The following is a 25,704-nucleotide window of genomic DNA, read 5'->3' on the forward strand; positions in this document are numbered from 1 at the left end:
TTAGCACCGAATTTTAATTACTGTACCGTATATGCTGCGCTGTTTCTTGAATCCTTTACCAGTAAGCATTTCAAGACTTAACGGGAAAAGTCAGACAATTATATGGGTACGAGCGCAGCTAACAGTTGGGGGAGTATGGATTATAATACAAGCCACATATTGGAAAATAGACCATCAAACTGAAAAGTCGCGCACGAATTACGCAAAGGTTTTCAGCCTACGTAATTTCTTTTGTAAAAGTGCCGATGTCAATTTCCTATGTTGGCATCAATAAGAACTGAGAGTGCACTTTGAGCATAAGTTGCTCCGTTGGGTGAGTGTTCGATTGTTGCCATTAAGCTGGCTCCTCCAATCAGCAGAAGGTACTGTTGCGAAAAGAATTCGGGATTTTTGACGCCAGCCTCAGCCGCCAAGCGCACAATAATTTGTCGAATCGACTCGCGTAGGTCTACCGAAACCTGATGCGCCTGATGAGAGGCATCGGCAATTTCCAAAACAGCATTGATGAAGGGACAACCCCGAAAATTGGGACTTGAGTACCACTCACGTAAAACATCAAACGTTGCTAATAAGCGTTCTTTGGGTGTAATGCCTCGTGCTGATACTGCATCCTCAAACCAGCGTAGCCACTCTTGAGCGCGATATTTCATCACTTCTGTGATTAACAGGTCTTTGGAAGGAAACCAACGGTAAAGTGTCCGTTTAGCAACACCTGATGCTGCAATGACTTCATTAATGCCGACATGCTGAATTCCCTTATTGTAGAAGAGGAGAGAAGCCGTTTCTAGGATTTGTTGCCGAGCGTTACTTGATTGAGCAGTCATAGTTGAATGAGTAGACAAAGTTGTCTCTTTTGAAATACAATAGCACCAACTTTTGGTAGACAGATTTGTCTACCGATTAGCACATTTGAGGCAACAACCGATGGAATTTACCATTCATACAATTGATACAGCGCCTGAAGACTCGAAAGCAGCGTTAGTTCACGCACAAGAAACGTTTGGGTTTATTCCAAATTTAGAAGGAGTGGTAGCCCTTTCGCCTGCATTGCTCAAAGGCTCAATGGCACTATGGGACTTGTTTACAACGACAAGTTTCAGCCCAATTGAACAGCAAATTATTTATTTGACAGTGAATTATGAACATGAGTGTCACTACTGCATGGCAGCCCACTCTGGTCTGGCAAAGATGATGGGGATGTCCAATGAAGATATTCAAGCGCTACGTGATGGCAGACCACTTAAAGAGCCAAAATTGCAAGCACTGCGCCATTTTACACAACGAATGATTATTGCGCGAGGTTGGGTTGAAGAGGATGAAATTAATGAGTTTTTAGGAGTTGGTTATAGTAAGCAACAAGTGCTAGAAGTCATTCTGGGCATAGCAATAAAAGTGATGCACAACTACACAAACCACATCGCTAAAACACCCCTTGATAAACCATTTGGGCCATACATTTGGTCAAAGCCTGCAAGGGAGCGTGTCGATAGAATTTGACCGAATTTCCCAGGCGATCGCCGCGACCCTTAAAATATCAAAATAAAGCCTGTATTCCTTACTGAATCAGGCTTTTGAGGTTTTTTAGGAAATTTGCCCAGAGAACTTCAGTTTAATTACTGAATAGTGAATCCTTCCGGTCTGATAGCATCTTCCAAATCAACCCCCATCAGGTTAACCCCCTGCATGTTTGCATTTGTGAGATTTGTCTTTTCCAAGTCTGCGCCCTGTAGGTTAGCTGCTTGCAGGTTTGCTCCCAAGAGGTTGGCTTTCTCTAGGTCTGCATCAAATAGGTTTGCTCCCAACAGGTTTGCTCCCAAAAGGTTTACCTTGCCTAAATCTGCTCCTTGAAAGTTTGCCCCTTGTAAGTTTGTTTGCTGTAAGTTTGCCCTTTCTAAGTCTGCATTTTCTAAGTTAGCACCCTCCAAGTTTGCCGCTTGCAGGTTTGCGTCCTTGAGCATTGCTCCAGTTAGGTTACACCCGACACATTCATTGGTTTGTAATAAACGTCTAACGTTTTCTGCTACAGACACTATTGGCGATGCAACTGGAGATATTACTGGGGAAGTTACAGACTCCATTGGCGATGTAACCGGAGGTATTACTGGGGAAGTTACAGACTTCATTGGCGATGTAACTGGAGGTATTACTGGACCTAGTTTTTCCGTAGGTATGGATGGTGTTAGTGTTTGAGCTTTAACGCTAGGCTGGTCAAGCAGAGAAAATCCTGCTACAAGTACCAGAAATACTGCTGTTACAATCCACTGAGTTAATTTTTTTGGATTTGGTTTATTCATTAGTTCCTTAAGATCATAATTTGTAGTGGTGAGCTTGCTTTAATAGGAGCCATCAATAATCTGCTTTATTCTCACTTTAGATAAGTTAATTGATAACATCAAATATTATCTTGATTGAAATTGATAAATTTAAATGATTAAAAAATCTTTAGCGGTAGCGACTGTGCATAGCGTCACTCGCAGGGCTTGTCGTTAGCATCGCATCTCCAGGTAACAAGTTTTCAGAGCAGGTGCAATGGTACGGAGCACCCACCGTAGGCGTAGTTTACCGCCGTAGGCATCGCCTCATACCTAATTGGAAAGCATTGCCAGACTAGGTAAAAGTCGATATGTTTCACTTTTAATCAAGATTGAAAGTCCCAAGTAAATTAAGACAAACGGGAAGATTTTCCGACCATAGCGAGTTAAAACGGGAGTCATCAGAGGATTACGAGTCAGGTTGTAAGAGAGTAAGCACCACGCCCCAACACTGAAATAGCAAGCACACAGAATTACACTCAAACTTGGAAGATTGCTACTGGCAAACAAGGGTACATAGATCCCAATGTTGTTTCCTCCATTGGCAATGGTGACAGCGGAAACGCGGTAAGTTTGAGGATCGCGGATGATTGCCAATAGTGATTTCTTCTGACGTCCAGATCTGGCAGGAGTTAAGTCAACTGACACCGCTTGCACTGTCTCTGCTTCCTCATCTCGACTGATGAGATTACTGATACCAATGGCGATGGGAAGCAAACCTAGCAAACCAATCCAGGTGCTGGGAATAATCAGACCGCCGAAGAAACCAGGGAGACTAGCACATACTAAGGTAGTGAAGCCTAGAAATTCACCGAGAACAATATGCTTAGGACGAAAGCTGCGATTGACTTTTCCGAAGAAAGCTGTCAAGTATAAATTGTCGTCAAAGGTGGTTGCAAAAGCGGCAGAGATTCCAATAAGAAATGTACTAATTAGCCAACTCATAATTGTTGCTTACGATAATTCAATGCTGTTTGTCCTAATCCTTCTCTGCTTCTCGATGTGAGGCCAGTTCAGGAGATTTTGTGACTGTTTTACCCAATGACAAACGATCAAGGTTCGCTAGTCATCAGCCAGTTACCCAGTTTTTAGAGGCGATTGCCTCCAATCAAATTGGTGAATTTTTTCTCAGCAAGGTACCTTGGGAGCTCATGAACTCAATATTATGGCTTTCAACCAAATAAGAGCAAATACTCTTGTTTTTTAAAATGATAAATAAAAGTAATTGATAACTTTACATAATGTTTTCCTCGTTCTTTTGCTCCACATGGGAACGAGAGAGTACCTAATACTGAGCTATTAGACATCTTTGACAATGAATATAGAGACGTTACATGTAACGTTTCTACAAGGGTTTCAGGTAACGCATCATTAATTTCTGGAGATGTTTATTGTTTAAGAAGCTTCTGTGCGTAGTTTATCGCTGTAGGCATCGCTCTTATTGAAGAGATACTAAGTGGTTTTCTATCGGTAAATTTTGAGATATTTTTGGCGGCTACCATTCAATATCGGTTAATATGACTAATCGCGTGGCTTCGGTTTTAAAATTTACAGTAATGTTTGATGTTTAACTTGTAATTATGCTAACCAGTGTTGACCGTTTATTATTTGTTCGGCGAGTTCCGATTTTTAAGGAATTGCGGGATGATTTTATTGTGCGGCTGACTTCAGTAATGAACGAATTGTCATTTCCAGCTAATTACACCATCTTTCGACAGGGAGAAGAAGGGCGATCGCTTTATATTGTCGTGTCAGGTCGAGTTAAAGTTCACATTGGGAATAAACAACTTGCAGAGGTGGAACAGGGAAAATACTTTGGTGAGATGGCAGTATTTGATACTCAACCTCGTTCCGCCACCGCAACGACTTTAGAACCTTGTGAATTTTTAGAACTGACGCAAGAGCAACTTTATGATGCGATCGAAGAAACTCCCGAAATTGCGGTAAATATTATTCGTGAGTTATCCCGTTTGATTCGCAGATTGAATGACGATATGAATGTAACGAATTCCCCACGGATAAATCTGGGGGCTTTTAGTAGAGAGTGAGAAATAGCGGTTTGGTTCCTATGCAGATTCCAAAACACTACTCAAGTATAGTTTCGCGTAAAAGCAGACAAGGCAAATCTTGCCGCCATACATAGTCTGAAACCCTTGCTGTGAAAGAGCTACCACTAAAAAATGAAGAAAAAGCTTGTTTTGGCTGTATCAATAAAACTCTAAGTTATTTGATACGGCATTTAAAACCCAGATTCCGCAGGTTTCTCAGGTAAGTAAATAATATTTTCGGCAAGGGGCACCGAGAAACTGAAGAATCCAACGTCGTTCATCCCTAAGATTGGCAATTTATTTAACGTTGGCGATCGTTACTAGATGAATCGACATAAAACACTGAAACACCCAACACATAGTGGAAGTGGCAGTAGGCTTACCCACCTGATTGTGGATGGTCTGTTTAGCCGAATCCAGAGCTTGACGCAGTGCCTTTTGTCCCAGAGAATAAACTAATAGTGTAAGTTGCTATATCAACCTCCTTGGTGTTGATTAAACGCACGGCAATCGGCTGGACTCTGCCAGGAAGAATGAGGCGTGAGTGTGTGTGCAGAGCTAGTGAGAATGACATCGCCATTAGCAGCAATTACCCAACCAGTAGCTTCTACTATGCGAGATGGTGTTGGGCTAGTGGAATTTGTGGAAACTGCTGTAGTAGAAGGTTTACCTACTTCTGGGTTGAGAGTCACCAAATCTACCTGCACTGCATCAGTGTTGAGGGCATCACCCGGTAATGGTGGTAAGCCACCGCGTCCAGTGATTGTAAAACTGCTCTTAGCTACAGGGCTACCTGCGGTACAAGTCTGTGCTAATTGGGTATCAACTGGTACGGTTGGCAAGTTGATTAAGCCACTGTTGGGGTCTACATCTGGCGTGTTAAGTTCTACAGTGCCGTTAATTCCAAACTGGGAACTAGCAGTGATATCGCTTGTTTGTGGGTTTTCTTTGTCTCGAAATTGAGTGCCGTAAACACCAAAAGCGCTGATTTGAACGTTCCCTCCCCTGCCTGTGAAAGCATTAGCAGTGATGTCGCTATTTTCGTTTGGGACGGCAACAATGAAGCCCGACGGGGCATTGATGGTGATGTTACCACCATTACCACCAGCTTGTGCTGTGCCTGCGGTGGTGGAAATTTCAGCCCCACGACGGAGAAGCAGTAAATCAGTTTGTAAATTAATGTCGCCACCGTTACCTGATGTAGATTCGGCGTCGAGTGTGCCACCGTTGTCTAAGGTAACTTTAGGTGAGGTGACTATAATATCTCCAGCAGTACCCGTTGGGCTTTGGGAGTTAACGAACAAGCCACTGTTAATATTTGAACTGCCACCAGAAATGGTGAAAAAATCAGCAGCACTAACTTTAATTGCACCTGCATTCCCTTGTCCAGCAGTTTCAGCAGAAAGTCGAGCGCCATCTCGTAATGAGAATGAACCGGAGTCAATAGTAATGTTACCTCCATTGCCTTCTGTCCCCGTTTGCACACTGCTGCCAATTGCACTAAGAAAATCATTTTTCTCCCCAGCAATATCAACAGCGCCAGTGACTTTAACATTGACATTCCCTGCATCCCCCCTTCCTGCTGGCTGGGTATCAGATGCTTCACGAGTAATAGTTAGCAGTTGAGCGCCATCTTTTAATGACAGGGTTGCAGCATTGATGTCGATATTGCCTCCTTTACCTACACCAGAAGCTTCTACTGTGCTGAGGATGCTAGCATCTGCGAGGGAAACAGCATCTTTTGCCCGCACTGTCACATTCCCCGCATTCCCTTGTCCAGATATGGAGGCAGAAAGAGAAGCGCCATTTTGTAATGAGAAAGAACCAGAATCGATAGTAATGTTACCCCCATTGCCAACTGTCCCCGTTTCCACTAAGCTGCGAATCGCACTGAGAAAACCATTTTTCTTTCCAGCAATATTAACAGCGCCAGTAACATTAACATTGACATTCCCTGCATCCCTGCGTTCTGCTGGCTGGCTAACAGATGCTTCACGAGTAGCGGTTAGCAGTTGAGCGCCATCTTTTAATGACAGGGTTGCAGCATTGATGTCGATATTGCCTCCTTTACCTACACCAGAAGCTTCTACCGTGCTGAAGATGTAAGCATTACCAGCAAGGGAAACAAAATCTTTTGCACCCACTGTCACATTCCCTGCATTCCCTTTTCCAGATGTTGAGGCAGAAATAAAAGCGCCATCTTTTAATGACAGGGTTGCAGCATTGATGTCGATATTGCCTCCCTTACCTACACCTCCTGCCTCCACTGTGCTGAAGATGCGAGCATCTGCGAGGGAAACAGCATCTTTTGCACGCACTGTCACATTCCCGGCATTGCCTTGTCCATAAGTTGAGGCAGCAAGTAGAGCGCGTTCGCGTAATAAAAAAGAACCAGAATCGATAGTAATGTTACCCCCATTACCTTGTGTCCCCGTTTGCACACTGCTGAGAATCCCACTGAGAAAACCGTTTTTCTTTCCAGCAATATCAACAACGCCAGTAACTTTAATATTGACATTCCCCGCATCCCCCTGTCCTGCTAGCTGAGTAGCAGATGCTTGACGAGTGGTTGCCAGTTGAGCGCCATCTTTTAATGACAGGGTTGCAGCATTGATATCGATATTGCCTCCTTTACCTACACCAGAAGCTTCTACCGTGTTGAGGATGCTAGCATATGCAAGGTCAACAGCATTTTTTGCACTCACTGTCACATTCCCCGCATTCCCTTGTCCAAGGGTTGAGGCTTCAAGTTGAGCACCATCGCCTAACGAGAAGGAACCAGAATCGATAATAATGTTACCCCCATTGCCTTGTGACCCTAAGCGCACTTGATTAGCAACTACGCTCCCACCAGCAACTTTGATTGACCCGGTAGCATTGAGCGTAATATCTTCCCCAATTGTTTCAGATGTCCCCAAACCTTGCCCAATACCACCGCTTAAAATACTTCCTCCTAAAATCTCTAGATTCCTAGCATTGACTGCAATATTACCGCCACCAGTCCCTTCTACATATATTGCAGCTTGATTAGTAAGGGATACCTCAGTTCGCCCAACATTCTTAGGAAATTTCAAGCTGAGATTATCGCCATCTACACCCAGTGCTACAGTACCACGTTCGCTCAACCCTCCTAACTCAACTCGTCCACCAAAAGCATTTAATTCTCCCCCATCCATGCTGATATCACCACCCACCAGCAGTAAGCTCTTACCATCTGGTACTCGTAAACCAAATGCATAAAAGCCTGCTGGATCTATTCCTGCAAATGTAATTGAGTTATTTTGAATCACTGCGTTTTGATTAATCTGATTAAACAGCAATGCTGAAGGATTAATAGTCAATAACGATGAAGGAATATTTTTCTCAGTCGCACTAAAAAATCCGATATTTCCAAATTGCAGTGCATTCGCTGTACTCGCCACAAAAGAACCACCAATATTTAATTGAGCATTCTGATCAAAAATAATCCCATTAGGATTAATTAGAAACAGGTTTGCTGTTCCATTTGCGCCAATTATCCCATCAATATTAGAAGCTGACCCACCCGTTATCCGACTGATGATATTTTGAATATTTGCTGCATTATTAAAGAAAGCAGCATCGCCAGTAGGGACAGAAAACTTTTGAAAACTGTGGAACAAGTTCCTTCCAGCTTGGGTTCCCCCTTCAATGATACTGATGTTGTCTTGTGTTGTAACACGAGAATTATTGGGTAGAGTGCTATCGGGGGTAATTTGGGCAAAAGCGCAATTAAAAGATAAAGCCAATGTCTGCAATACAGCTTCGCCGATCGCACTACCGATCACCAACCAACTCCCTAGTGCTAATTTCCAGCACCAACGCCGCCTGCATCGCCTTATTCTAAACATTGCAACTCTTGAATATCCAGCAAGTAAACTACAATCCCCTATTAGGATAGATAGAAAACCAACGGTAGGATTGTGAGAAATAGTTACGAATAGTTACGCTGCGATCGCTCTACAAGTCTGCAATCAACCTCGCCTTCCTCAGAAAGAATTGCATCACAGTCTCTTCTCTAGAAATAATATCAACTGTACCTTCCATTCCCAATTGCAGCGCACACAAGTGTTTGTCCCTACCTAGAGAAAGGCTTTCTGGCTCAATTGTTACCCCATAAAAAGCACCAACGGCTGCCATCTTTTGGTTGGCAGATGTAGTGTCGGTGGCATTAACAGCATTCCCTTGAGGTGCAATCGCATCCGGGGAAATCATCTTAACCTGGCCTTTGAGAGTACCATAATCTGGATAAGGACAAGCAGAAACTCGCATTTGTACTTTTTGACCTTGTTTCAACTTATTTTTATCCTGAAGTGCTACTGCTGCCTTAATCTCCAAGGGAGCATCACCAGGGACAATTTGGGCAATTTCCTGTCCAGCAGGTACAGTTTGACCAGAGTTTCGCAGGTTTAATTTAGAAACGATTCCGTCTGCTGTGGCAGTAATTCTAGTTTGGCTGAGGTCGATATTTACTTGTTGAAGTTCGCGGGTGTCGCTTTCTAGCTGTTTTTGGATTTCAATTCGTTGCTGGATTAGAGCAAGGCGTTCTTTATTTAAAGTCGCAATGCTGGCTTTGCCGGTAGCTTTTTCTTGGGCAATGCGTTGAGAAGCGATCGCTACTTGTGCATTACTAGGATTAAGGGCAGTTTGGACATTTTGCAATTTGGCTTTAGCTGCCTGAAAAGCTTGTTCTTGCTGGCGAACAGCTAGTTGTGCTTCCTCAAATTGATCTTGAGACAAAGCTCCGGCTTTGGCTACAGTTTCATAGCGATTTCGCTTTGACTGGGCTGCTTTCAGACTAGCATCGGCAGCTTTGACATTGGCATCCGCTTCTTGGACATCAGTAGCGGTAGTAATAACTTTATCTTGATAGTCCCGACTGCGACCGTTTAATTCAGCTTCAGCACCAGCAATAACCCGGTTGACGCGCTCAGTTTCAGCTAAAACCTGGCTATTAATGGCGTTAATCTGGGCATTAATTTGAAATAGTTGTAAACGACTTTGCCCAATGTTACTTTGCAGTTGACTTTTTTTGGTTTGCAGCTTCGAGTTGTCAATAGTGGCAATCACATCCCCTTTTTTGACAACTTGATTCTCTGTAACAAAGACCCGCGTCACCTGACCTTCGGTAGCAGCTTGCACCAGCCGCAATTCACCAGCAGGGCGGACAACAGCTTGTCCTTTAACTGTCACTTTATATTTGATAACAGAAGCAAGTGGAACAGCTAGCCCCACGGCACAGACAAAAACTAGTCCGCCCCAAGTAGTCCAACGACCAAGTGGTGGGAGAAACTCGTTGTCTTGAATGGGGGGCAGGTAATCTGAGTTGGAATAGTTAACCATGATGATTGAACTTACGTATTGACAAATTAGACAGACAATGCAGTGAGAGTAATCAGGACAAAACAGGCGATGCCTACAGTTTTTGCTAGCCTACGCTAGTTTGTAGGGACTTGAAAGACGGATAATTTACATCATCTCTATCAGCAGGTTGGGACTATTAGAACTACTACTAAACCATCCACAGCACATTGTGACCTTAACACTTACATGTTGTTACTAGCTGAATCAAAATACCCAGGTTGCAACCGTTTGACAGACATAATGGAAGATTTATAGTCCAAAATCTAGACATTCCGGCATCGGGTTTAATAGTTTATCTGACTGCCCTCTGCCTCTTTTTTGGGAAATTTACATACTGGTAAAAAAGCTGAAAGCTTCTGCGGATTAGCGTAGGGTAATTTTGCGTACTTCTATTTCGGCGTAAGCGTATGGGTCAGTTTCGTATTTATCACCAGACAAGTCCTTGTTTACACACACAGTGTTGGTGTTACCGTAAATATCAGTCTTTGAACAAGCTTGAATATATATGCCTGCCTTGAAGTAACAGGAACCGACGATACCCGTCAGCTTCACTGTACCAGTACTACTGGTTACACCTGAACGTAAGTTTTTATAGTTGATAGTAACATTGCCACCGGATGTAACAGCAATGTCGATAGTCATCGGATCGCCGATCTTATAGGTGCTGTCGAGAAGCTTGGTAGTAGTGTCGTTGTTAAAGCGGGCTTCAAGCTTGCCGATGTCCGTCGAGCCGTTGGCAAAGTTCGGGCCGAAGTACTTCACCATCATGAGGTCGTTTTTTGAGTCATGGATCTGCGCGATGGTGGCTTCCGGCTTATTCGTGGTGGTGTGCAACAGGGTCTGTTCCAGGTACATGCCATGATCAGTATTTGTACAACTCCAGGCAGCGGACTCCGTTCCATCACCCTGCATTTCACGCAGTTCAGAACGGGGGTAAGCAGTATTTGTGCTCGTACGTGCGCCACCAGCGATCGCTTTCAAAAGCACACCATTCTTCGCAGCATTCAGACGAAAATATTCTGAATTACTGTATGTCTTGAGTTGCGGCTGCTTAATTTCCGTTGCCTTGTTTGAGTTGGGCGGGGAATTCAAGCTGATTGGCAGGGTGAGCTTCCACTTGCTTAAGTCAAGCACATCGGCCGGGTACTGAGCGTTACCACCTGAGACCCCACCATTTGAGGAATTTGAAGTATCACTGCTCTCACCATTTGAGGGATTGGAAGTACCACTGCTCGTACAGCCATTGGTCGAACCCAAAGAATTAACCTTCAATTCGTCGATACGCAATCTAGAATCGGTATCACCCACAATCTTAATCGCGTTGGCGGGTTGGTCGGTGACGTTTTGCTTGTTTTCATTGCCCTTGCCAGAGGTGTTACTAACCACAGTAGTCCAGGTTGCACCATTGTCCTTGGAAAGCTGTACGCTGTAGGTATACTTGTTCGTGCCGTACCAGTTAAGCACCAGATCATCTACGCGCTGGCAGCTACCGAATCTCGCAGTTATGGAAGCACCACGGGCGGTAGCCTCCCAGTGGGTATTCTTATTTTTGTCAATAGCATTGTCCGCAACAAACGAACCACTAGTAGATGTGGCAGTAGCATCGCTGAACGACACAACGGCAGGCAACGCTACAGAAGCACTACCTATGATTGCAACTGAGACAGCTATCGTAAAATACAGCTTTGAAAATTTTGTATTCATTCTTTAACCTCTGTTGAATATTCAACAATGAGTTGTTACTTAGATCACATGAATGATATTTTTGTCAATGCATAAGTCATAGATGATTTTATTTGCTGATTGCGCTGAATTTGCCGTTAGAGTAATTGGAGGATTTAGCTACTAAACCATTTGTAAATGGGTCAACGCTGTCTAAGAAATCTAAGTGTTCGCCAGGCTGATGGCGTAGAGATTCTGGAGTGCCTTGGATTTTCAAACGTCCTTCTTCAAGAAGTACAATCCAATCAGCCCGCCTGATGACTTTGGGGCGATGGCTAATCATAATTGTGGTTTTGCCCTGTCGATGAGACAGCAGTCTATCTAGCAGTTTGGCTTCACTCACTGGGTCGAGAGCGCCAGTGGATTCATCTAAAATTAATATCGGCGGGTCAGTAACTATAGCTCTAGCGATCGCTAATCTCTGTCGTTGTCCACCAGAAAGATTCGCGCCAAATTCGCCTAAAACAGTTTGATATTTATCGGGCAGTTTACTAATAAACTCATCTGCACCACCAATCTCGCAAGCTTGCACAATTTGTTCAAACGTAATTTGGGGATAGCTGAAGCGGAAATTTTCAATAATTGAGCGACTCCAGAAGTGAGGTTCTTGAGGTACTAGCACCACCTGTTGCCGCAGACATTCCATTGAGAGGTCTTGCTGATTATAGATGCCATAGCGGATATTGCCAGATTGGAGGAAATACAAACCTGCAAGCAGTTTGGCGAGGGTGCTTTTACCACAACCGGATTTACCAATCAAGGCAATGACTTGACCACCAGGGGTAATCAGCGAAAAATCTTGCAGCAGATCAACTCTACCTGCGTGGTGGAAATTAAGGTTAGTGCAAGTAATATCTATATTGCCCTTCAGTTCTGCCCAAGGCTTTTTCTGGTCTTTGTCGTCTTCTGGGGTAGCATCAATCACCTCTGTCAGGCGTTGGATGACAATCTGAGCAGTGATAAATTCATCAACTAAGCCGATGACTGAACTCAAAAAGCCGAGAAAGTTACCACTCATGCCAGTAAAGGCTAGCAGCTGACCGATACTCAAAGTATTATTAATTACTAAATATGACCCTAACCACAGTAAGGCAATACTAGTAAAAGTAGAAATAATACTGGTGATTGTGCTGCTGTAAAGCCCTAGCTTCATCGTACTCCAGCCCAAGTTAGCAAGCCGACCGTAATTCGCCTGATACTCTTGCCAAGCTTGGGGAGTGGCTTGGGTAGTCTTTAGCACCTGGACACCGCGAAAAGTTTCAACGAGAAAGCCTTGATTTTCTGTACCCAAGACGATCGCGCTGCGGGTTTTCTGGCGCAAAGCTGGGAGAAAAAGCAGATTGACGAGGGTGACAATAATAAAGGCAGTCAGGGAAGCCAAAGTCAGTCCCCAACTGTAAAAGAGCATGAAGCCCAAGGAAACCAAGGCGATAAAAAATTGGCTGGGTAAACCGAGGACAATTTGGGAAACTAGCTGATTGATGTGATCCACATCAGCAATCCGACTGACTACTTCCCCACTGCGCCGTCCTTCAAAGTATGAGAGGGGCAAACGCAACAGTTGTCGCCCGTATTCTAGAATCAGTCCTAATTGCAGTCGTTGACCAAAGTGACCAATTAAGTGAGATTGTACCAAACCGATCGCACTGCTAAATAGACTCATCGCGATCGCTCCAATTGCCACCACGGTTAGCAGTTGCGTATCTCCCCGCACGAGTACGTCATCGGTGAGCAATTGCATCATCAAGGGAGAGACAAGGGAAAGCAACCCGATGACGATGTTAATTGCGATCGCTTGAATCAGAATAGCGCGATAGGGTAAAACCCGCATCAGATAACGCCCAAAGCCGCCAATTTTATCATCTGATTGCTGATAAAAGCGGCTGTCGTCTGGCGTTAGCAGCAGCATGATGCCATTGCCCCACCCTTCGAGCAACTCCTCGCGGGTGAGATAGCGGATGCCTACACCAGGATCAGCAATTACATATTTTTTCCCTTTTTGTCCGTATAAAACGACCCAGTGGTAGCCTTTCCAGTGAATAATTGCGGGTAAAGGGGCTTTATTTAATTGATCCAGTAATTGTGCAGAGGCTTTGACTTGACGTGTATTAAATCCTAAAGTTTCTGCACCCCGCCTCAAACCCAGCAGACTGGTTCCCCGCGATCCTGTACCAACTACTTCCCGCATTCGACTAATCGCAAAGGTGCGTCCGTAGTGTTTGGCAATAGTAGCAAGGCAGGCAGCACCACAGTCTTCTTCGCTGTGTTGTAGTACACTTTGGTATTTCATAACTTAAAACTTACGCAGGGGAGAAAGTGAGTCGGGGCTTTCACCCCGACCAGAGCTAGTTTTCAAAATATTTAGAGGTGCTTGACTCAACTCAAAAATGAGTAAGTAGATCAACTTAATTAAATTCGTTGGTGCAAAAGTTAAGCAAGACTAGCGGTAAAAACCTGAAACCATCTTGCTAATAGGTTGTTCGCCCTGCTATTTGAAACGTACGTGTCGTTGAAGCAGAAAAGCCTAGCCGGAAAGAGGTTCCATCTTTCACGTCCGCTGCCACAGTGACGACACCATGGTAGTTTGCAGGAATATACCTGTAATAAGTGTTCACATCTTTACCGTTAGGACGCCGGGCAAAAACGAACGTGCCATAGGGGTTCTTAGTCAATCGAATTGAAATGTCGTTGAATTGGCGGGTAGTTTTATACAGCGTTGGTAATATCCCAAATCCTGCATTAAGCGTGCCACTGAAATTTTTTACGGCTCCTCCTGCTACAGAAGCAGACTTGTCATCTGAAATATCTTCAATCAGAGAGTCTAAAGCAGCAGTCTCATTATCAACTTCCTTAACCGCAAGAGTTGCATCAATTTGTTTAAAGTATTCTTTGGTGTTTAACATTGTCACTTTCTTTTTCTAGATTGATGTTGATGTGGAATTAGTAATGTATTTTCTAATTCAATTTAAATAATCTAAAATTTAATCAATAAAATCAATAGGTTTAAACTGATTTTTTACGCATAACTGAAGGACTTATGTTCTGATTGTTTGAATTTTTTTTAATTCAAAATTAAAGGTATTTTTGTCTGCGTATTAAATCCTAGAGTTTCTGCACCCCGCCTCAAACCTAGCAGGCTGGTTCCCCGCGATCCTGTACCAACTGCTTCCCGCATCCGACTGATGGTAAGGTTGCGCCCGTAGTATTTGGCAACAGTGGCAAGGCAGGCAGCATCGCAGTCTTCTTCACTGTGTTGAAGTACAATTTGGTATCGCATCTTCAAGACCTGTACCTATAAATGGTTCGCTATTCGGACAGAGTGTGAATTGTTCTATTACAAGCAAACAAAAAAGAGGGGCGAAACATATCTCGCCCCTACTAGTTCAGAGCTTATATGCTCAACAAAAATAAGTGCTTAGCCCAGAGTTATCCTCTAGAAGGGCTAGAAACTAAGATCTCCAACTTCCAGTTACTTTGTGAGATCACCCTAACTGGAATTGGAGCGTTCAAAGTGCTGGCTCAATCAGACTCGCTTGAGGGATGAGATCTTGTTATCCAGAGGATAGTTAAAAAGGCTATATCTTCCCGGTCCAACTTCAAAGTAAGTACCTTTGTAATCAGCGTCAACGTAAAATCTCCATGTACCTGCGTTAACTTGAATCGAGCTAATCCGGTCGTTTGCCTTCACCTGAGGACTGCGAACGTTGAAACTGCCTATGCGATCTGTATAATTGTAGTCGTCGAAGACTTCCAACGCATAACCACCTTGAATAGCAGCAGCAGTCTCATTGTCAAGTTCCTTGACAGCTAGAGTTGCATCAAGTTGTTTCAAGTTTTCTTTGGTGCTTAACATTGTCGTTTTCGTTTTCTAGATTGATGTTGATGTGGAATTAGTGATGTCTTGTCTAACTCCATTGAAATCTTCTGATATTAACTTGATAAAAACAATAAGTTCAAAGTGATTTTTTACGCATAACTAAAGTACTTATGTTTTCATTATTTAAGTTTTTTAATTTTCAAGTTAAAGGTATTTTTGTCTTGTGAATTAAAGGGTTTTGACGCTCTGAGATACTCCAAGTCATCCACCTTGATACTGAAGCTATATCTTTGATTTCATCGTCACTTTTTTCTCGCTGCTTTTGACCAATCACAGCATCAACGCCTGAAAAGCCTAACTTCTGACCATTCATCCAATAATTGTGAAGTTTTATAACTAGTTGTGGAATTCAGGGACTTTTGATTTGAGAAGTAAGCAGAGGTTCGCAAAGAAGCTAAACGAACTTTCAAAGAGTGCAAGTTCTACCAAGAGGAATCGTTATAGAAAATCCAGGTCTTTGCTTAACACCCTTTCAGCGCAGATACCTACTGAAAAGCTTAGAAACCGACTTACGTGCAGAATACCGCCGTCGCATTGAAATTATGCTATTCTTCGATGCAGGTCAATCCCAGACTCAAATCTGTGAAGCTTTGGGATGTTCTCAAGAGACTGCACGTTACTAGATTACGATCGCCCAAACAGGACAGGCTCACAAATGGAGCGATCGCTTGATTGGACGACCTAAAACTGTAAATCAGCAGTATTTAGGTTGCTTAAAAGAATTAGCAAGTCCAGGACTTACGCATTGAAAACCTGAAACCTCGATCCCCCCTAACCTCCCTTTTTAAGGCTACGGTGTACACACAAGTCGGAAAAACTTCATCTACCAAAGATTTGCAGTGCGTTACGCTGGCGTGACAAAGCTAAATTCTTGCAATCATGGCGTACGCATTTGTTATTTCGGCGAACTCATTTGTTATTTCGGGGTACTCATTTGTTATTTCGGGGTACTCATTTGTTATTTCGGCGAACTCATTTGTTATTTCGGCGAACTCATTTGTTATTTCGGCGCCCACCATACCCTTCCCTTGTATCTTAGAAGAGTTGAAACCTATGCTGGTCATACTTGTGTGTACACCGTAGCCTTTTTAAGGGGGAATCTCAAGAGCCAACTTTTTAAGGGGGTTGGGTGATCTCTTATGCGTAAGTCCTACATTCTTTAAGAAACTGCTGGGGAATTTCTCCACTTTCTCCCCAATGCAGATGAACATAAGAAGCATGAACATTTGCAGGTAAACCCCATCCCTCGCATCCCATATTTTCCTCACAATCGTAGCGAGAAGTTTCAAATAGGGGCTGAGTGGGAGTTAAAGTTAAATGGGAACGATGAAACTCATGTCCGTAAACAGTTGTATTTGCCTTAACTAACAGATTATCTTGCAAAGCTACTGCACGACGATAGCCCAAAGTTAAACGCCCACCCATCACAGCGGATGTTGGTAGCACTCCCGCCATCAACCAAGATTTACCCTCAAAATCGATAATTTGCTCACATAAATACATCAATCCTCCGCATTCGGCAACTGTGGGCATTCCTTTAAGAATTGCCGTTTTCACTGCATCACGAACGCTGGAATTTTCTGCTAGTTGCTGGGCAAAAACTTCCGGGAAACCTCCGCCAAAATACATTCCCTGCACATCTTTTGGTATGTCAGCATCTTCTAAGGGACTCCAGAAAACTATTTCTGCACCAAGCTGTTGCAGTAAATCGAGATTATCTTGGTAGTAAAAATTAAAAGCGCGATCGCGGGCAATGGCAATTCTGACGGGAGAGGAGGAAGGATGAGGAGGATGTAGCTTTAGCTTCCCACAGGGTGGGGGATAAGGGAGAGGTTTAGATTTTAACAAAGGTAATAAGCGTTGCCAATCGAAGCAAGTATCTCCTAAATCGGCGAGTCGATCAATTAAAGCATTGAGTTGAGGAAGTTCTGCTGTGGGTACTAAACCCAAATAGCGATCGGGAATTGTGATGTTATCTTGACGCCGCAGTACGCCGAGAATGGGTAATTGTAGAGGTTCTAGCGAATCTTTAAGTAGAGAGAGGTGGCGATCGCTCCCGACGCGATTTAATACTACCCCAGCTATTTTAATTCGGGGATCAAAAGACTGGTAGCCGTGAGCGATCGCAGCTACAGAACCAGAAAGGCGACTGCAATCAATCACCAACACCACGGGTAAATCTAAAAGCCGCGCAATGTGTGCCGTACTCGCAAAGTCAGTTGATTTTTGCTTTTCTTGCTCATGCCCAATTCCATCAAACAACCCCATTACCCCTTCCACTAGGGCATATTCACTCAGTTGGCTATGACGGGCAAAACATTGCTGAACGTAGACTTCAGAAGTCAGTACGGGGTCTAAATTCCGACAAGCACGACCAGTTACGTGTTGATGAAACATCGGATCAATGTAGTCTGGGCCTACCTTGAAAGATTGCACCAGGCGATCGCGACGACGTAAAGATGCTAAAAGGGTGAGCGTGACTGTTGTCTTACCCACTCCACTACGTTCCCCGGCAATGACTAAAGTCATAAATGAAACAAACGGATAATTGACTATTGCCTGTGCGTCTATCGTCACTTTTTGTAAAAGCAGATGCGCCAGTTTGTGATTTATCTAAAACCAACTAACTCAAACTTATACCAATTAGAAACAAGAAAACTAGCCACGTAGGGGAGTTAGGCTAAAAAAGTCTGTCTAATAATATAGTTAGAGATTAGCCGAGATCGAATAGCAATAAGTCATTAGAAGAGGAACGTTTTATGATCGTTGTGCATCATCTTAACAACTCGCGATCGCAGCGTGTGCTATGGCTGCTTGAGGAATTAGGTATCGAATATGAAATCAAATTCTATGAACGTGATCCAAAGACAATGCAGGCACCGGAGTCGCTGCGCCAAGTCCATCCGCTCGGCAAGTCACCAGTGATCACAGATGCAGACCTCACAATCGCTGAGTCGGGCGCGATCATCGAATACCTAGTTGCTCGCTACGGCAATGGTCGGCTAGTCCCAGCATCCGGTACGCCGGAGCATCTGCGCTATACCTATTGGCTGCATTACGCCGAAGGCTCTGCAATGCCACCGCTGGTGATGCGGCTAGTCTTGAACAATTTCGGGGCAGGGGACAGCAGCGTCGTTAGCGGATTCGTGGCGCCTCAGATCAAACTTCACTTTGACTACATCGAAGGCGAACTCTGTAAAAGTACGTGGTTTGCTGGTGAGGAATTTACCGCTGCCGATATCCAAATGAGCTTTCCCCTAGAAGTAGTCGCCATGCTCAAAGAAGAGGTCGAGAGCCGGCCAAAGCTGAAAGATTTTATCGAGCGCATTCATGAGCGACCTGCTTACAAACGTGCGCTTGAACATGGAGGCACATACGACGTATCCTTTCAATAATTTGGGGAAAGCTAGAACAAAGTATTGGATAACCACCCCAATGGGTGAACTATAGCGGTTCTCAATTGGGTTAAATACAGGTCGTTCGTAGAGTAACACAGCTAGTTGTAAGCCCTACAGCGTGTTGTATCCAAACAAGAATCGCTATAGCAATCCTAAACCATTCGTAAAATTCTTTCTCCTGTCCTTCTTCATCCTTCTTCTCTACGAGACGCTCTTGCTAGCTTGCTTAAGAGCAGGGGTACGCGTCCTACCCTGCGGTCAGCCACAACTCTTGGAGACGCTCCACGTAGCTTGCTTCTCCGTAGGAGTACGCCAACGGCATAGCTTCTCTACCTTAACTGTGATGATTTCGTCTCTTTTTCTGAAATTAAAAACTGCTCTTGCTAAAAGTAGACAAGAGCAGTTTTTAATAGCAAAGCCCAAAATAAGAATTTAGGCATCTTCAAGTTCAAATTGAGCCACCGTAACGGCGTTAAAAACGAAAGCTAAAACTAATGGCATCGGCGACTGAAACCAAAAGGTAAAAAGAACAGCTAGGATTGTGCCAATTACGGCGGACATCGACCACAATCGTTCTTCAAAAGTCAGTCCTTTTTCGGCTTTAATCAATCTGAGAACGTCAACTGGAATTGGTTCCGGCATTACCCCACCCGGAGGGAAAGCCCAGAAGTTGTTACGTCGCTCAACAAATAAATCTGTCCAGCCATTTTCTTGGCACCATGCCTCAATCCATTGAAGTGAATAGTGATTCATCATCGGGTTTGGGAGTTCGGTTTGTGGAAGTTGTATACTTGCTGAATGTAAACTCTTGGAGATTCCTGAAGAACTAACTAACCGCTATAAAATTAACGCTAATTATCCAAGTTTTAAGCTTTGTTAAGCAGTTGAGACACATATAGTTAGGCTCAAACTTTGCTTTCATTAATTAAAAGATTAGCAGTCGATAGGGGCTGGTTACTTTAAAAAGACAATAAACTTTACTTGAAAAATTGAAAGTCAAGAATGCGTCGGAAGCCTCTCTACGAGACGCTCCGCGTAGCTTGCTTCCACGAAGTGGTACGGCTCAGACTTTGCGCTGCGTCGTTGGCGTAGCCCAAGGTAGAGAAGAGGCTGCGCTAACAGATTGGCAAAAGCCGCCGCAACAGACGCCAGTCGCCACAAGTCGCTGGCTCAGACTTTTCGCTACGACGGGCTACGCCTAAACCCTTTTTGCGTTACAAAATATTAAGCAAGAGAAATACACATCTCCCAAGTCCAGTAGCAAGACTGCGAGTCCCAATTAGAATAATCCAGTCTTGCTAATATTCAAATGCGGTAAGCTTAAATGCAGCGATTAGACACCAAATTGGCTCTTGATATGTTTTGGCGGCAAGGATTGGCGTTCTTTCTAGGAATTATTATATGGTGCGTGGCTGATCCCGCACTGGCAGTAAACTGGACTCATCCACTGTCATTTAGCAATGCAGAGTTGTCAAGACGTGATTTTTCTGGTGAAAGTTTGCAAGCTGCGGAGTTTTCTAACGCCAATATGGAACTGGCTAACTTTACAAACGCTGACTTGCGGGGAGCTGTAATGAGTGCTTCGGTGATGACAAAAGCAAATCTCCACGGAGCGGATTTAACTAATGCAATGGTTGATCAGGTAAACTTGACTAAGGCAGATTTGAGCAATGCAGTTTTAAAAGAAGCTCTTTTGCTCCGCGCCATCTTTAATGATGTGAATATAGACGGTGCAGATTTTACAGATGCAATTTTGGATAGGGCACAAATCAAAGAACTGTGTATAAAAGCCAGTGGTGTGAATTCTAAAACAGGCGTGCAAACTCGTGATTCTCTAGGATGTCAATGAAGCGTGTTGGTGTAATTGGTGGGGGACAACTTGCCTGGATGATGGCGGATGCAGCACAAAAGCTAGGAGTAGAATTGGTAGTACAAACTCCTAGTGAACACGACCCGGCTGTGTCAATTGCCCAGGAAATTGTTTTCGCTCCGGTAGATGACGCTAGTGCTACAGAGATATTAGCTAAAAAATGCGATGTCATCACCTTTGAAAACGAATTTGTTAACCTGCAAGCTTTATCTCTTTTAGCACAGCAAGGCGTTTGTTTCCGTCCCAGATTAGAAGCTTTAGCTCCTCTTTTAGATAAATACCATCAGCGTTGCTATCTCAGCGATTTAGGATTACCAGTTCCTCAATTTTTAGCTCTTGACCAGACAGAAAATATCAAATCAAAAATAGAATATCTAGGTTTTCCAGTAGTCCTCAAATCTCGACGCCACGGTTATGATGGTCAGGGTACTTTCATAATTCAAGATTTTGCTACTTTAGAGCAAAAGCTCAGTTATGAAACTACAACAAAAACTTTAAATCAATCAATTTTCTTGTTAGAAGAATTTGTCCCATTTGAACGGGAATTAGCAGTAATTGCTGCTCGTTCTCTAGAAGGAGAAATTGTAACTTATCCAGTGGTAGAAACCCAACAAGAACAACAAGTGTGTCGGCGGGTGATTGCGCCAGCCGAGATTACGCCCAATCAACTAGCAGAAATCCAAGCGATCGCACATACTCTATTAAATAGCCTAGAAGTAGTGGGAATTTTTGGAATTGAGCTATTTGTGAGTGCTGATGGCAAAATCCTGGTAAATGAAATTGCGCCCCGTACCCACAATTCTGGGCATTTTTCCCTTGACGCCTGCGAAACTTCTCAGTTTGAGCAACACCTGAGAGCCGTTTGTGGTTTACCTTTAGGAAATCCGGCTTTGCAGTGCGCTGGTGCTGTGATGGTTAACCTACTGGGGTACGAAAATTCTCACAGCGACTACCAAAGCCAGCGTCAACAAATAGCAGAGATTCCCCAGGCGCACCTTCACTGGTATGGGAAGACTCAATCACGTCCGGGAAGAAAGTTAGGACATGTGACCGTTTTACTAGATGATCAAAATAGAGAGATGGCAACTGCGATCGCCAATGGCGTCGGCGCAGCCATCGCCCAGACCATAGAATCTATCTGGTATCCCAGGTAAATAAATTAGAAAATTTCGATGTTGAACACACAACATCTTTTGAAAAGCTATAATGAGTGAGTTGCACTACGACGTTGGTGACTGCCATCAAGTTTTTTGATCTATGCCTTTAAAGACAAGGGAGTCAACTGTTCTCGTGGCAGTAGACCGGGCATGTACCCGGAAACTTTAAACGAGGAATTTAGGTTCCCACCTGGATAAACCCAGGTCATAAACTTAGGTAAAACGGCGTCGCGGTGAACTTAAAATTATTAGCTCCCAAAGTTCAGTTACAATTTGGGAGCTTTAATTATTTCAATCAGTAAAACTTATATCACTGCAACAAGTGCCACTGGAATTGGGAGAAAATACGACTTTTTAGTAAGCCCTCCAAGCTTTCTAGATTGGTTTAGCCAATTTGTAAGCTCTTGGCTTGCGTTTTTAACAGCCTCAAGCACACTAGTTTTTACAAAGGTTGAACTTGCCTTTAGAGCATTTTCTTCCAATAACGAAATTAAGTGGTAGACTTCTTTAGCTGATGCGCCTGGAAGATTGATAGGCTGGGAAAAGTCGCTATTGAAAGCGTAAAACCTTAAGTAAGAATCGATGCTGGCTGACGCATGTAGAAGCATTTTCAATTGCCTATTAAACGTTCTAGCCCTTTTGTTGACTGTGGAACTGGCCCCCTTACTCGGTCGTGCCTGTATGTTGTGAAATTCGGGTTATCAGTCTTGTGCTTTATTAATGAATCGGTGTTCTAGGTTGCTCTCCAGCATTGTCTAATAATTTCGACACTTGATGGAACCGCCTAGACCGGGCCGGGTTGTCGCAGCTGCGGACACTCCAACATACGGGCTTTCGGACTTCGCAAGCCACTTCGTCGGATACCAGATGCGGGAAGAAGAATTGGGAATTTCGCCACCAATACCACGCTCCACGGTTCCACTGGAGTTCTGCCATCGGTCGCTGACAAGCGTAATCGAGCGGCCGGTGTAGTTGTAAATAGTCACCGATCTCGGTTTTACCTCTGGACTTGAGACACCTGGGGTGAGGTACTCCCAATCAACATACACACGGACGTAGCCGGAAGTTCTATCTTTCCCGTCACGCGTAGCGAGATGGAAGGAACACGGCGGATCTGGATCTGGATGAGGTTCCGCTTTTACAAGACTTGCAGGGAGCAGCATCGCTGCGGCAGCGAACACCGCCAGAGTTTTCTTGAGCATTTTTATCTTTGATTCTCTTAATAAATAATGTTATATATTAATTGAAAAGGACTTAAATTTTTTTTTGGTCTTTGAAGCAGCGAATAGCTTTTCAAAACGCCATTCTGAAAGCATCAGTGTTGTCAGTGATAGACTTAGAACAAAATGGCTAGTCACTGAACGAGGTTGGTATGAACGCAGAGTTCACTCAGATTTTTGAGTTAACCCTTTCAGAAAAATTGCAGCTTGTGGAAGACTTATGGGATAGGATTGCTCAAGTTCCAGAGCAAATTCCTGTGCTTGACTGGCAAAAAGAAGAACTTGCTAAGAGAAAAGCAACCTACTTACAAAATCCTGACTCAGATAGTTCCTGGGAAGAAGTTAAGGAGCGAATTCGTAATAGACAGTATGGTGCTTATAAATCTGATTATTCTGCCAGAGGCAGAACAAGATGTGGCTTAGGCTTGTATCTGGTATGAAGAGCAGGAACTTGGTTTGGGTGAAGAATTTCTTCGTTGTGTAGATGCTTGTATTCATTTCATTCGGCGAAATCCACAAATGTATCAGGTAGTTCACGAAAGCTATCGAAGGGCTGTAGTTCGGCGCTTCCCTTACGTTATTTTCTATGAGCATTCGGACACTACATCATTGTCTATGCAGTTTTCCACTCTTCTCAAGATCCAAATAAATGGCGTGGTAGGCTACCATAAAAGCCAATAATCAGTAAACTGAAAAGTTCTGTGATGCCTACGGCGGGCTACGCCTACACTAAAAATAGTAATTTATGATACAGCTTTTTAAGCAATAGGGTTGTAAGTTTTCCTGTGATCGCTTGTGCTTGCTCTTGTCAGTCCCAGAAACATCGAGACATACCTTTATTATTTTGTCAACTTACAAAATATTTAGGTCTACTGAATTTACTAATACTGCTGATAAAAACAAAATCTGTATAACTTGATTCTAAATCAGGTATCGTTCAGAGTTAAGATAACAAAATTATCTGAAAATTGTGGTTAAAACTACAAAAAATTGTTACAACAACTAACTAATACGGTGTTTCCAGCCTCGGTCTTCCGACTAGAGAATGGTTTAACTTTTATTCATCAAGAGATTCCCACTACCCCTGTAGTTGTGGCTGATGTTTGGGTGCGTGCTGGAACAAGCATAGAGCCAGAACCGTGGTTCGGCATGGCGCACTTTTTAGAACATATGATTTTTAAAGGTACGGCGACGCTACCTCCTGGAATGTTCGATTACAAGGTTGAAAACCAGGGTGGCGTAAGTAATGCGGCGACAAGCTATGATTATGCTCATTATTCACTTACCACAGCTGCCCCTTATTTAAAAGATACTCTGCCCTACTTGGGAGAACTACTACTGAATGCGGCAATTCCAGAAGATGAATTTAGCCGCGAACGGGACGTGGTGCTGGAGGAAATTCGTTCTTGTCAGGACGATTCCGATTGGATAGGATTCCAAAGTCTGATTCAAAGCATCTACCCGCATCACCCTTACGGACGTTCGGTGCTGGGTACTGAGCAAGAACTTATGCAGCAGTCACCAGAAGCAATGCGCTGTTTTCACCGCACTCACTATCAGCCGGAAAACATGACGGTGGTAATTGCCGGGGGTATAGCTCAGGAACCAGCTTGGGAAATGGTAAATCGTTCATTTGTTGATTTTGCCGAACGCTCGAATTGTCCGCAGTTTGAGAAGGTGACAAAGCCAGTAATAACAGGAATTCACCGTCAAGAACTGTCTTTACCACGCATAGAGCAAGCGCGGTTGTTAATGGCATGGCTGGTACCAGGAGTAGAAGAAATCCGCACTGGCTATGGTTTAGATTTGTTGTCGGTGTTATTGGCAGAAGGGCGGACTTCGCGTTTAGTGCGTGATTTGCGAGAAGATTTGCAATTAGTACAGGGAATTTGCAGTAATTTTTCTCTACAACGGGAATCAAGTTTATTTACAATTACTGCCTGGTTAGAACCAGAAAATCTGGAGGAAGTTGAGTCCTTGATTCGCGCTCATTTAGATGATTTGCAGACTAGAGGAATTAGTGAACAGGAACTTGCCCGTACACGCAGGCTGCTGTGTAATGAGTATGCGTTTTCAACCGAAACGCCAAATCAGCTTACAGGGCTTTATGGGTATTACAATACCATCGCCCAAGCTGAATTAGCTGTAACATATCCCCAGCAAATTCAGTCTTTTGATGTCCAAGAATTGCAAAAATTAGCTAAACAGTATCTCTCGTCGCAAAATTATGCGGTTACTGTACTTAAACCGTCTTAGTCATTAGTTATTAGTCATTAGCAATTAGCAAAAGACAAATGACGCTGCCAATTTTGGATTTTGGATTAAATAAGGGATTTTCAAGAAATAAATTACGAACCACTCCAGACGCAGCGAAAAGTCGGAGCGTCGGCTTCCGGCGATCTGTTAGCGCAGCGTTAGCGACGCAGCGCAAAGTCGGAGCGGCGGTTTCCGCCGATCTGAACTTTGTAAGAGAGGAGCGCCACTTTTCAAGACAGAGAACATAGTAAGAGGAGAAATAGAGAGGATTTTTGGGTCAGTTTTGGGATATTTTTTTATTTGGAAGTCCCTAAAACATCGGTTTAAATCGCCTGAATTGAGCCATGAAGACAAACAAAATGATTTCATTATTTTCAGGACTTACGCAACTGTCACAAGCGACAGTGCGGCTGCGCCGCACCGAGTGCCAAACAACTAGATAAGAAACATGGGAACATTCGG

General features: G+C 43.7%; 21 protein-coding genes, 1 other RNA gene and 4 pseudogenes. 11 read left to right on the forward strand and 15 right to left on the reverse strand.

Annotation, left to right across the window (positions count from 1 at the left end; translation table 11 throughout):
* Positions 1 to 248: 248 nt before the first annotated feature.
* A complete protein-coding gene (locus V7L29_RS32615) occupies positions 249 to 824 on the reverse strand; it encodes a TetR/AcrR family transcriptional regulator (RefSeq protein ID WP_334689780.1) in 576 nt (191 codons plus the stop codon).
* 100 nt (positions 825 to 924) lie between these two features.
* On the opposite strand from V7L29_RS32615, the gene V7L29_RS32620 reads away from it, so the two are divergent.
* Positions 925 to 1,497 carry a carboxymuconolactone decarboxylase family protein gene (locus tag V7L29_RS32620; RefSeq protein WP_334689778.1) on the forward strand — a complete coding sequence of 191 codons (573 nt, stop codon included), beginning with the start codon at positions 925 to 927 and terminating at the stop codon, positions 1,495 to 1,497.
* Positions 1,498 to 1,613: 116 nt separating this feature from the next.
* On the opposite strand, the gene V7L29_RS32625 is transcribed toward V7L29_RS32620, so the two are convergent.
* Together V7L29_RS32625 and V7L29_RS32630 are read right to left on the reverse strand one after the other, a co-directional pair.
* Positions 1,614 to 2,294: a pentapeptide repeat-containing protein gene (locus V7L29_RS32625; protein ID WP_334738090.1), complete on the reverse strand. Its 681-nt coding sequence runs from the start codon at positions 2,292 to 2,294 to the stop codon at positions 1,614 to 1,616.
* A 291-nt stretch (positions 2,295 to 2,585) separates the two neighbouring features.
* Entirely contained in the window at positions 2,586 to 3,257 is a 672-nt protein-coding gene (locus tag V7L29_RS32630) for a cadmium resistance transporter (RefSeq protein ID WP_334689737.1), read from the reverse strand.
* A gap of 635 nt (positions 3,258 to 3,892) precedes the next feature.
* Between V7L29_RS32630 and V7L29_RS32635 the strand changes: the two genes are divergently transcribed.
* Positions 3,893 to 4,360, forward strand: coding sequence for a Crp/Fnr family transcriptional regulator (locus V7L29_RS32635; protein ID WP_334689736.1), 468 nt, complete (start codon positions 3,893 to 3,895; stop codon positions 4,358 to 4,360).
* Positions 4,361 to 4,576: 216 nt separating this feature from the next.
* Here V7L29_RS32635 and V7L29_RS32640 read toward each other — a convergent pair.
* The 3 genes and pseudogenes from V7L29_RS32640 to V7L29_RS32650 all read right to left on the reverse strand — a co-directional run.
* Positions 4,577 to 4,828 (reverse strand): annotated as a pseudogene (locus tag V7L29_RS32640) (IS1634 family transposase); the annotation flags it as partial.
* Between the two features lie 8 nt (positions 4,829 to 4,836).
* Positions 4,837 to 8,229: a two-partner secretion domain-containing protein gene (locus tag V7L29_RS32645; RefSeq protein WP_334738091.1), complete on the reverse strand. Its 3,393-nt coding sequence runs from the start codon at positions 8,227 to 8,229 to the stop codon at positions 4,837 to 4,839.
* A 109-nt stretch (positions 8,230 to 8,338) separates the two neighbouring features.
* Positions 8,339 to 9,721 carry an HlyD family secretion protein gene (locus tag V7L29_RS32650; protein ID WP_334689734.1) on the reverse strand — a complete coding sequence of 461 codons (1,383 nt, stop codon included), beginning with the start codon at positions 9,719 to 9,721 and terminating at the stop codon, positions 8,339 to 8,341.
* Positions 9,722 to 9,877: 156 nt separating this feature from the next.
* Here V7L29_RS32650 and V7L29_RS35725 point away from each other — a divergent pair.
* Positions 9,878 to 9,994, forward strand: a pseudogene (locus V7L29_RS35725) (IS701 family transposase); the annotation flags it as partial.
* A gap of 111 nt (positions 9,995 to 10,105) precedes the next feature.
* Here the strand turns inward: V7L29_RS35725 and V7L29_RS32655 are convergent.
* From V7L29_RS32655 to V7L29_RS32680, 6 genes and pseudogenes are all read right to left on the reverse strand, one after another.
* Positions 10,106 to 11,446 (reverse strand): polysaccharide lyase family 7 protein, encoded by a 1,341-nt coding sequence (locus V7L29_RS32655; protein ID WP_334738092.1) that lies wholly within the window; start codon positions 11,444 to 11,446, stop codon positions 10,106 to 10,108.
* An 88-nt stretch (positions 11,447 to 11,534) separates the two neighbouring features.
* The gene (locus V7L29_RS32660) at positions 11,535 to 13,754 is read right to left on the reverse strand and encodes a peptidase domain-containing ABC transporter (protein ID WP_334738093.1); all 2,220 of its coding nucleotides are present in this window, start codon (positions 13,752 to 13,754) and stop codon (positions 11,535 to 11,537) included.
* Positions 13,755 to 13,932: 178 nt separating this feature from the next.
* Positions 13,933 to 14,367, reverse strand: a complete 435-nt coding sequence (locus tag V7L29_RS32665; RefSeq protein ID WP_334738094.1) for a hypothetical protein — start codon at positions 14,365 to 14,367, stop codon at positions 13,933 to 13,935.
* Positions 14,368 to 14,552: 185 nt separating this feature from the next.
* Positions 14,553 to 14,741 (reverse strand): annotated as a pseudogene (locus tag V7L29_RS32670) (cysteine peptidase family C39 domain-containing protein); the annotation flags it as partial.
* 246 nt (positions 14,742 to 14,987) lie between these two features.
* Complete coding sequence (locus V7L29_RS32675) at positions 14,988 to 15,317, reverse strand: beta/gamma crystallin-related protein (protein ID WP_334738096.1); 330 nt, start codon at positions 15,315 to 15,317, stop codon at positions 14,988 to 14,990.
* Positions 15,318 to 15,480: 163 nt separating this feature from the next.
* Entirely contained in the window at positions 15,481 to 15,654 is a 174-nt protein-coding gene (locus V7L29_RS32680) for a hypothetical protein (protein ID WP_334738097.1), read from the reverse strand.
* 127 nt (positions 15,655 to 15,781) lie between these two features.
* Between V7L29_RS32680 and V7L29_RS32685 the strand changes: the two are divergent.
* A pseudogene (locus V7L29_RS32685) lies at positions 15,782 to 16,072 on the forward strand (helix-turn-helix domain-containing protein); the annotation flags it as partial.
* Positions 16,073 to 16,478: 406 nt separating this feature from the next.
* Here the strand turns inward: V7L29_RS32685 and V7L29_RS32690 are convergent.
* Entirely contained in the window at positions 16,479 to 17,870 is a 1,392-nt protein-coding gene (locus V7L29_RS32690) for a cobyrinate a,c-diamide synthase (protein WP_334738098.1), read from the reverse strand.
* 230 nt (positions 17,871 to 18,100) lie between these two features.
* On the opposite strand from V7L29_RS32690, the gene V7L29_RS32695 reads away from it, so the two are divergent.
* Positions 18,101 to 18,736: a glutathione S-transferase family protein gene (locus V7L29_RS32695; RefSeq protein WP_334738099.1), complete on the forward strand. Its 636-nt coding sequence runs from the start codon at positions 18,101 to 18,103 to the stop codon at positions 18,734 to 18,736.
* Positions 18,737 to 19,171: 435 nt separating this feature from the next.
* Here the strand turns inward: V7L29_RS32695 and V7L29_RS32700 are convergent, their stop codons facing one another.
* Complete coding sequence (locus V7L29_RS32700) at positions 19,172 to 19,495, reverse strand: hypothetical protein (RefSeq protein ID WP_334738100.1); 324 nt, start codon at positions 19,493 to 19,495, stop codon at positions 19,172 to 19,174.
* Between the two features lie 233 nt (positions 19,496 to 19,728).
* On the opposite strand from V7L29_RS32700, the gene V7L29_RS32705 reads away from it, so the two are divergent.
* From V7L29_RS32705 to ssrS, 4 genes are all read left to right on the forward strand, one after another.
* Positions 19,729 to 19,941, forward strand: coding sequence for a hypothetical protein (locus V7L29_RS32705; RefSeq protein ID WP_334738101.1), 213 nt, complete (start codon positions 19,729 to 19,731; stop codon positions 19,939 to 19,941).
* A 155-nt stretch (positions 19,942 to 20,096) separates the two neighbouring features.
* Positions 20,097 to 20,588: a pentapeptide repeat-containing protein gene (locus V7L29_RS32710; RefSeq protein ID WP_334738104.1), complete on the forward strand. Its 492-nt coding sequence runs from the start codon at positions 20,097 to 20,099 to the stop codon at positions 20,586 to 20,588.
* Complete coding sequence (locus V7L29_RS32715) at positions 20,585 to 21,763, forward strand: 5-(carboxyamino)imidazole ribonucleotide synthase (RefSeq protein WP_334738105.1); 1,179 nt, start codon at positions 20,585 to 20,587, stop codon at positions 21,761 to 21,763. The genes V7L29_RS32710 and V7L29_RS32715 overlap by 4 nt, the downstream gene beginning before the upstream one ends.
* Positions 21,764 to 21,823: 60 nt before the next feature.
* Positions 21,824 to 22,007, forward strand: a non-coding RNA gene (gene ssrS / locus V7L29_RS32720) — 6S RNA.
* Between the two features lie 64 nt (positions 22,008 to 22,071).
* On the opposite strand, the gene V7L29_RS32725 is transcribed toward ssrS, so the two are convergent.
* A complete protein-coding gene (locus V7L29_RS32725; protein ID WP_334738102.1) occupies positions 22,072 to 22,374 on the reverse strand; it encodes a hypothetical protein in 303 nt (100 codons plus the stop codon).
* 764 nt (positions 22,375 to 23,138) lie between these two features.
* On the opposite strand from V7L29_RS32725, the gene V7L29_RS32730 reads away from it, so the two are divergent.
* On the forward strand, positions 23,139 to 23,426 hold the full coding sequence (locus V7L29_RS32730) for an addiction module protein (protein ID WP_334738103.1): 288 nt from the start codon (positions 23,139 to 23,141) through the stop codon (positions 23,424 to 23,426).
* A 574-nt stretch (positions 23,427 to 24,000) separates the two neighbouring features.
* Entirely contained in the window at positions 24,001 to 25,242 is a 1,242-nt protein-coding gene (locus tag V7L29_RS32735; protein WP_334738106.1) for a M16 family metallopeptidase, read from the forward strand.
* Positions 25,243 to 25,704: the final 462 nt, after the last annotated feature.

It is taken from the genome of Nostoc sp., assembly GCF_036916575.1.
Lineage (GTDB): Bacteria > Cyanobacteriota > Cyanobacteriia > Cyanobacteriales > Nostocaceae > Nostoc.

What these genes read in the sequence shown, in the direction of transcription:
- V7L29_RS32620 (WP_334689778.1), top strand. Translation starts at nt 925, where the DNA reads ATGGAATTTACCATTCATACAATTGATACAGCGCCTGAAGACTCGAAA.
- V7L29_RS32700 (WP_334738100.1), bottom strand. Translation starts at nt 19,495, where the DNA reads ATGATGAATCACTATTCACTTCAATGGATTGAGGCATGGTGCCAAGAA.
- V7L29_RS32690 (WP_334738098.1), bottom strand. Translation starts at nt 17,870, where the DNA reads ATGACTTTAGTCATTGCCGGGGAACGTAGTGGAGTGGGTAAGACAACA.
- V7L29_RS32725 (WP_334738102.1), bottom strand. Translation starts at nt 22,374, where the DNA reads ATGCTTCTACATGCGTCAGCCAGCATCGATTCTTACTTAAGGTTTTAC.
- V7L29_RS32695 (WP_334738099.1), top strand. Translation starts at nt 18,101, where the DNA reads ATGATCGTTGTGCATCATCTTAACAACTCGCGATCGCAGCGTGTGCTA.
- V7L29_RS32715 (WP_334738105.1), top strand. Translation starts at nt 20,585, where the DNA reads ATGAAGCGTGTTGGTGTAATTGGTGGGGGACAACTTGCCTGGATGATG.
- V7L29_RS32650 (WP_334689734.1), bottom strand. Translation starts at nt 9,721, where the DNA reads ATGGTTAACTATTCCAACTCAGATTACCTGCCCCCCATTCAAGACAAC.
- V7L29_RS32665 (WP_334738094.1), bottom strand. Translation starts at nt 14,367, where the DNA reads ATGTTAAACACCAAAGAATACTTTAAACAAATTGATGCAACTCTTGCG.
- V7L29_RS32655 (WP_334738092.1), bottom strand. Translation starts at nt 11,446, where the DNA reads ATGAATACAAAATTTTCAAAGCTGTATTTTACGATAGCTGTCTCAGTT.
- V7L29_RS32675 (WP_334738096.1), bottom strand. Translation starts at nt 15,317, where the DNA reads ATGTTAAGCACCAAAGAAAACTTGAAACAACTTGATGCAACTCTAGCT.
- V7L29_RS32645 (WP_334738091.1), bottom strand. Translation starts at nt 8,229, where the DNA reads ATGTTTAGAATAAGGCGATGCAGGCGGCGTTGGTGCTGGAAATTAGCA.
- V7L29_RS32730 (WP_334738103.1), top strand. Translation starts at nt 23,139, where the DNA reads ATGAACGCAGAGTTCACTCAGATTTTTGAGTTAACCCTTTCAGAAAAA.
- V7L29_RS32625 (WP_334738090.1), bottom strand. Translation starts at nt 2,294, where the DNA reads ATGAATAAACCAAATCCAAAAAAATTAACTCAGTGGATTGTAACAGCA.
- V7L29_RS32630 (WP_334689737.1), bottom strand. Translation starts at nt 3,257, where the DNA reads ATGAGTTGGCTAATTAGTACATTTCTTATTGGAATCTCTGCCGCTTTT.
- V7L29_RS32635 (WP_334689736.1), top strand. Translation starts at nt 3,893, where the DNA reads ATGCTAACCAGTGTTGACCGTTTATTATTTGTTCGGCGAGTTCCGATT.
- V7L29_RS32680 (WP_334738097.1), bottom strand. Translation starts at nt 15,654, where the DNA reads ATGAATGGTCAGAAGTTAGGCTTTTCAGGCGTTGATGCTGTGATTGGT.
- V7L29_RS32615 (WP_334689780.1), bottom strand. Translation starts at nt 824, where the DNA reads ATGACTGCTCAATCAAGTAACGCTCGGCAACAAATCCTAGAAACGGCT.
- V7L29_RS32710 (WP_334738104.1), top strand. Translation starts at nt 20,097, where the DNA reads ATGTTTTGGCGGCAAGGATTGGCGTTCTTTCTAGGAATTATTATATGG.
- V7L29_RS32660 (WP_334738093.1), bottom strand. Translation starts at nt 13,754, where the DNA reads ATGAAATACCAAAGTGTACTACAACACAGCGAAGAAGACTGTGGTGCT.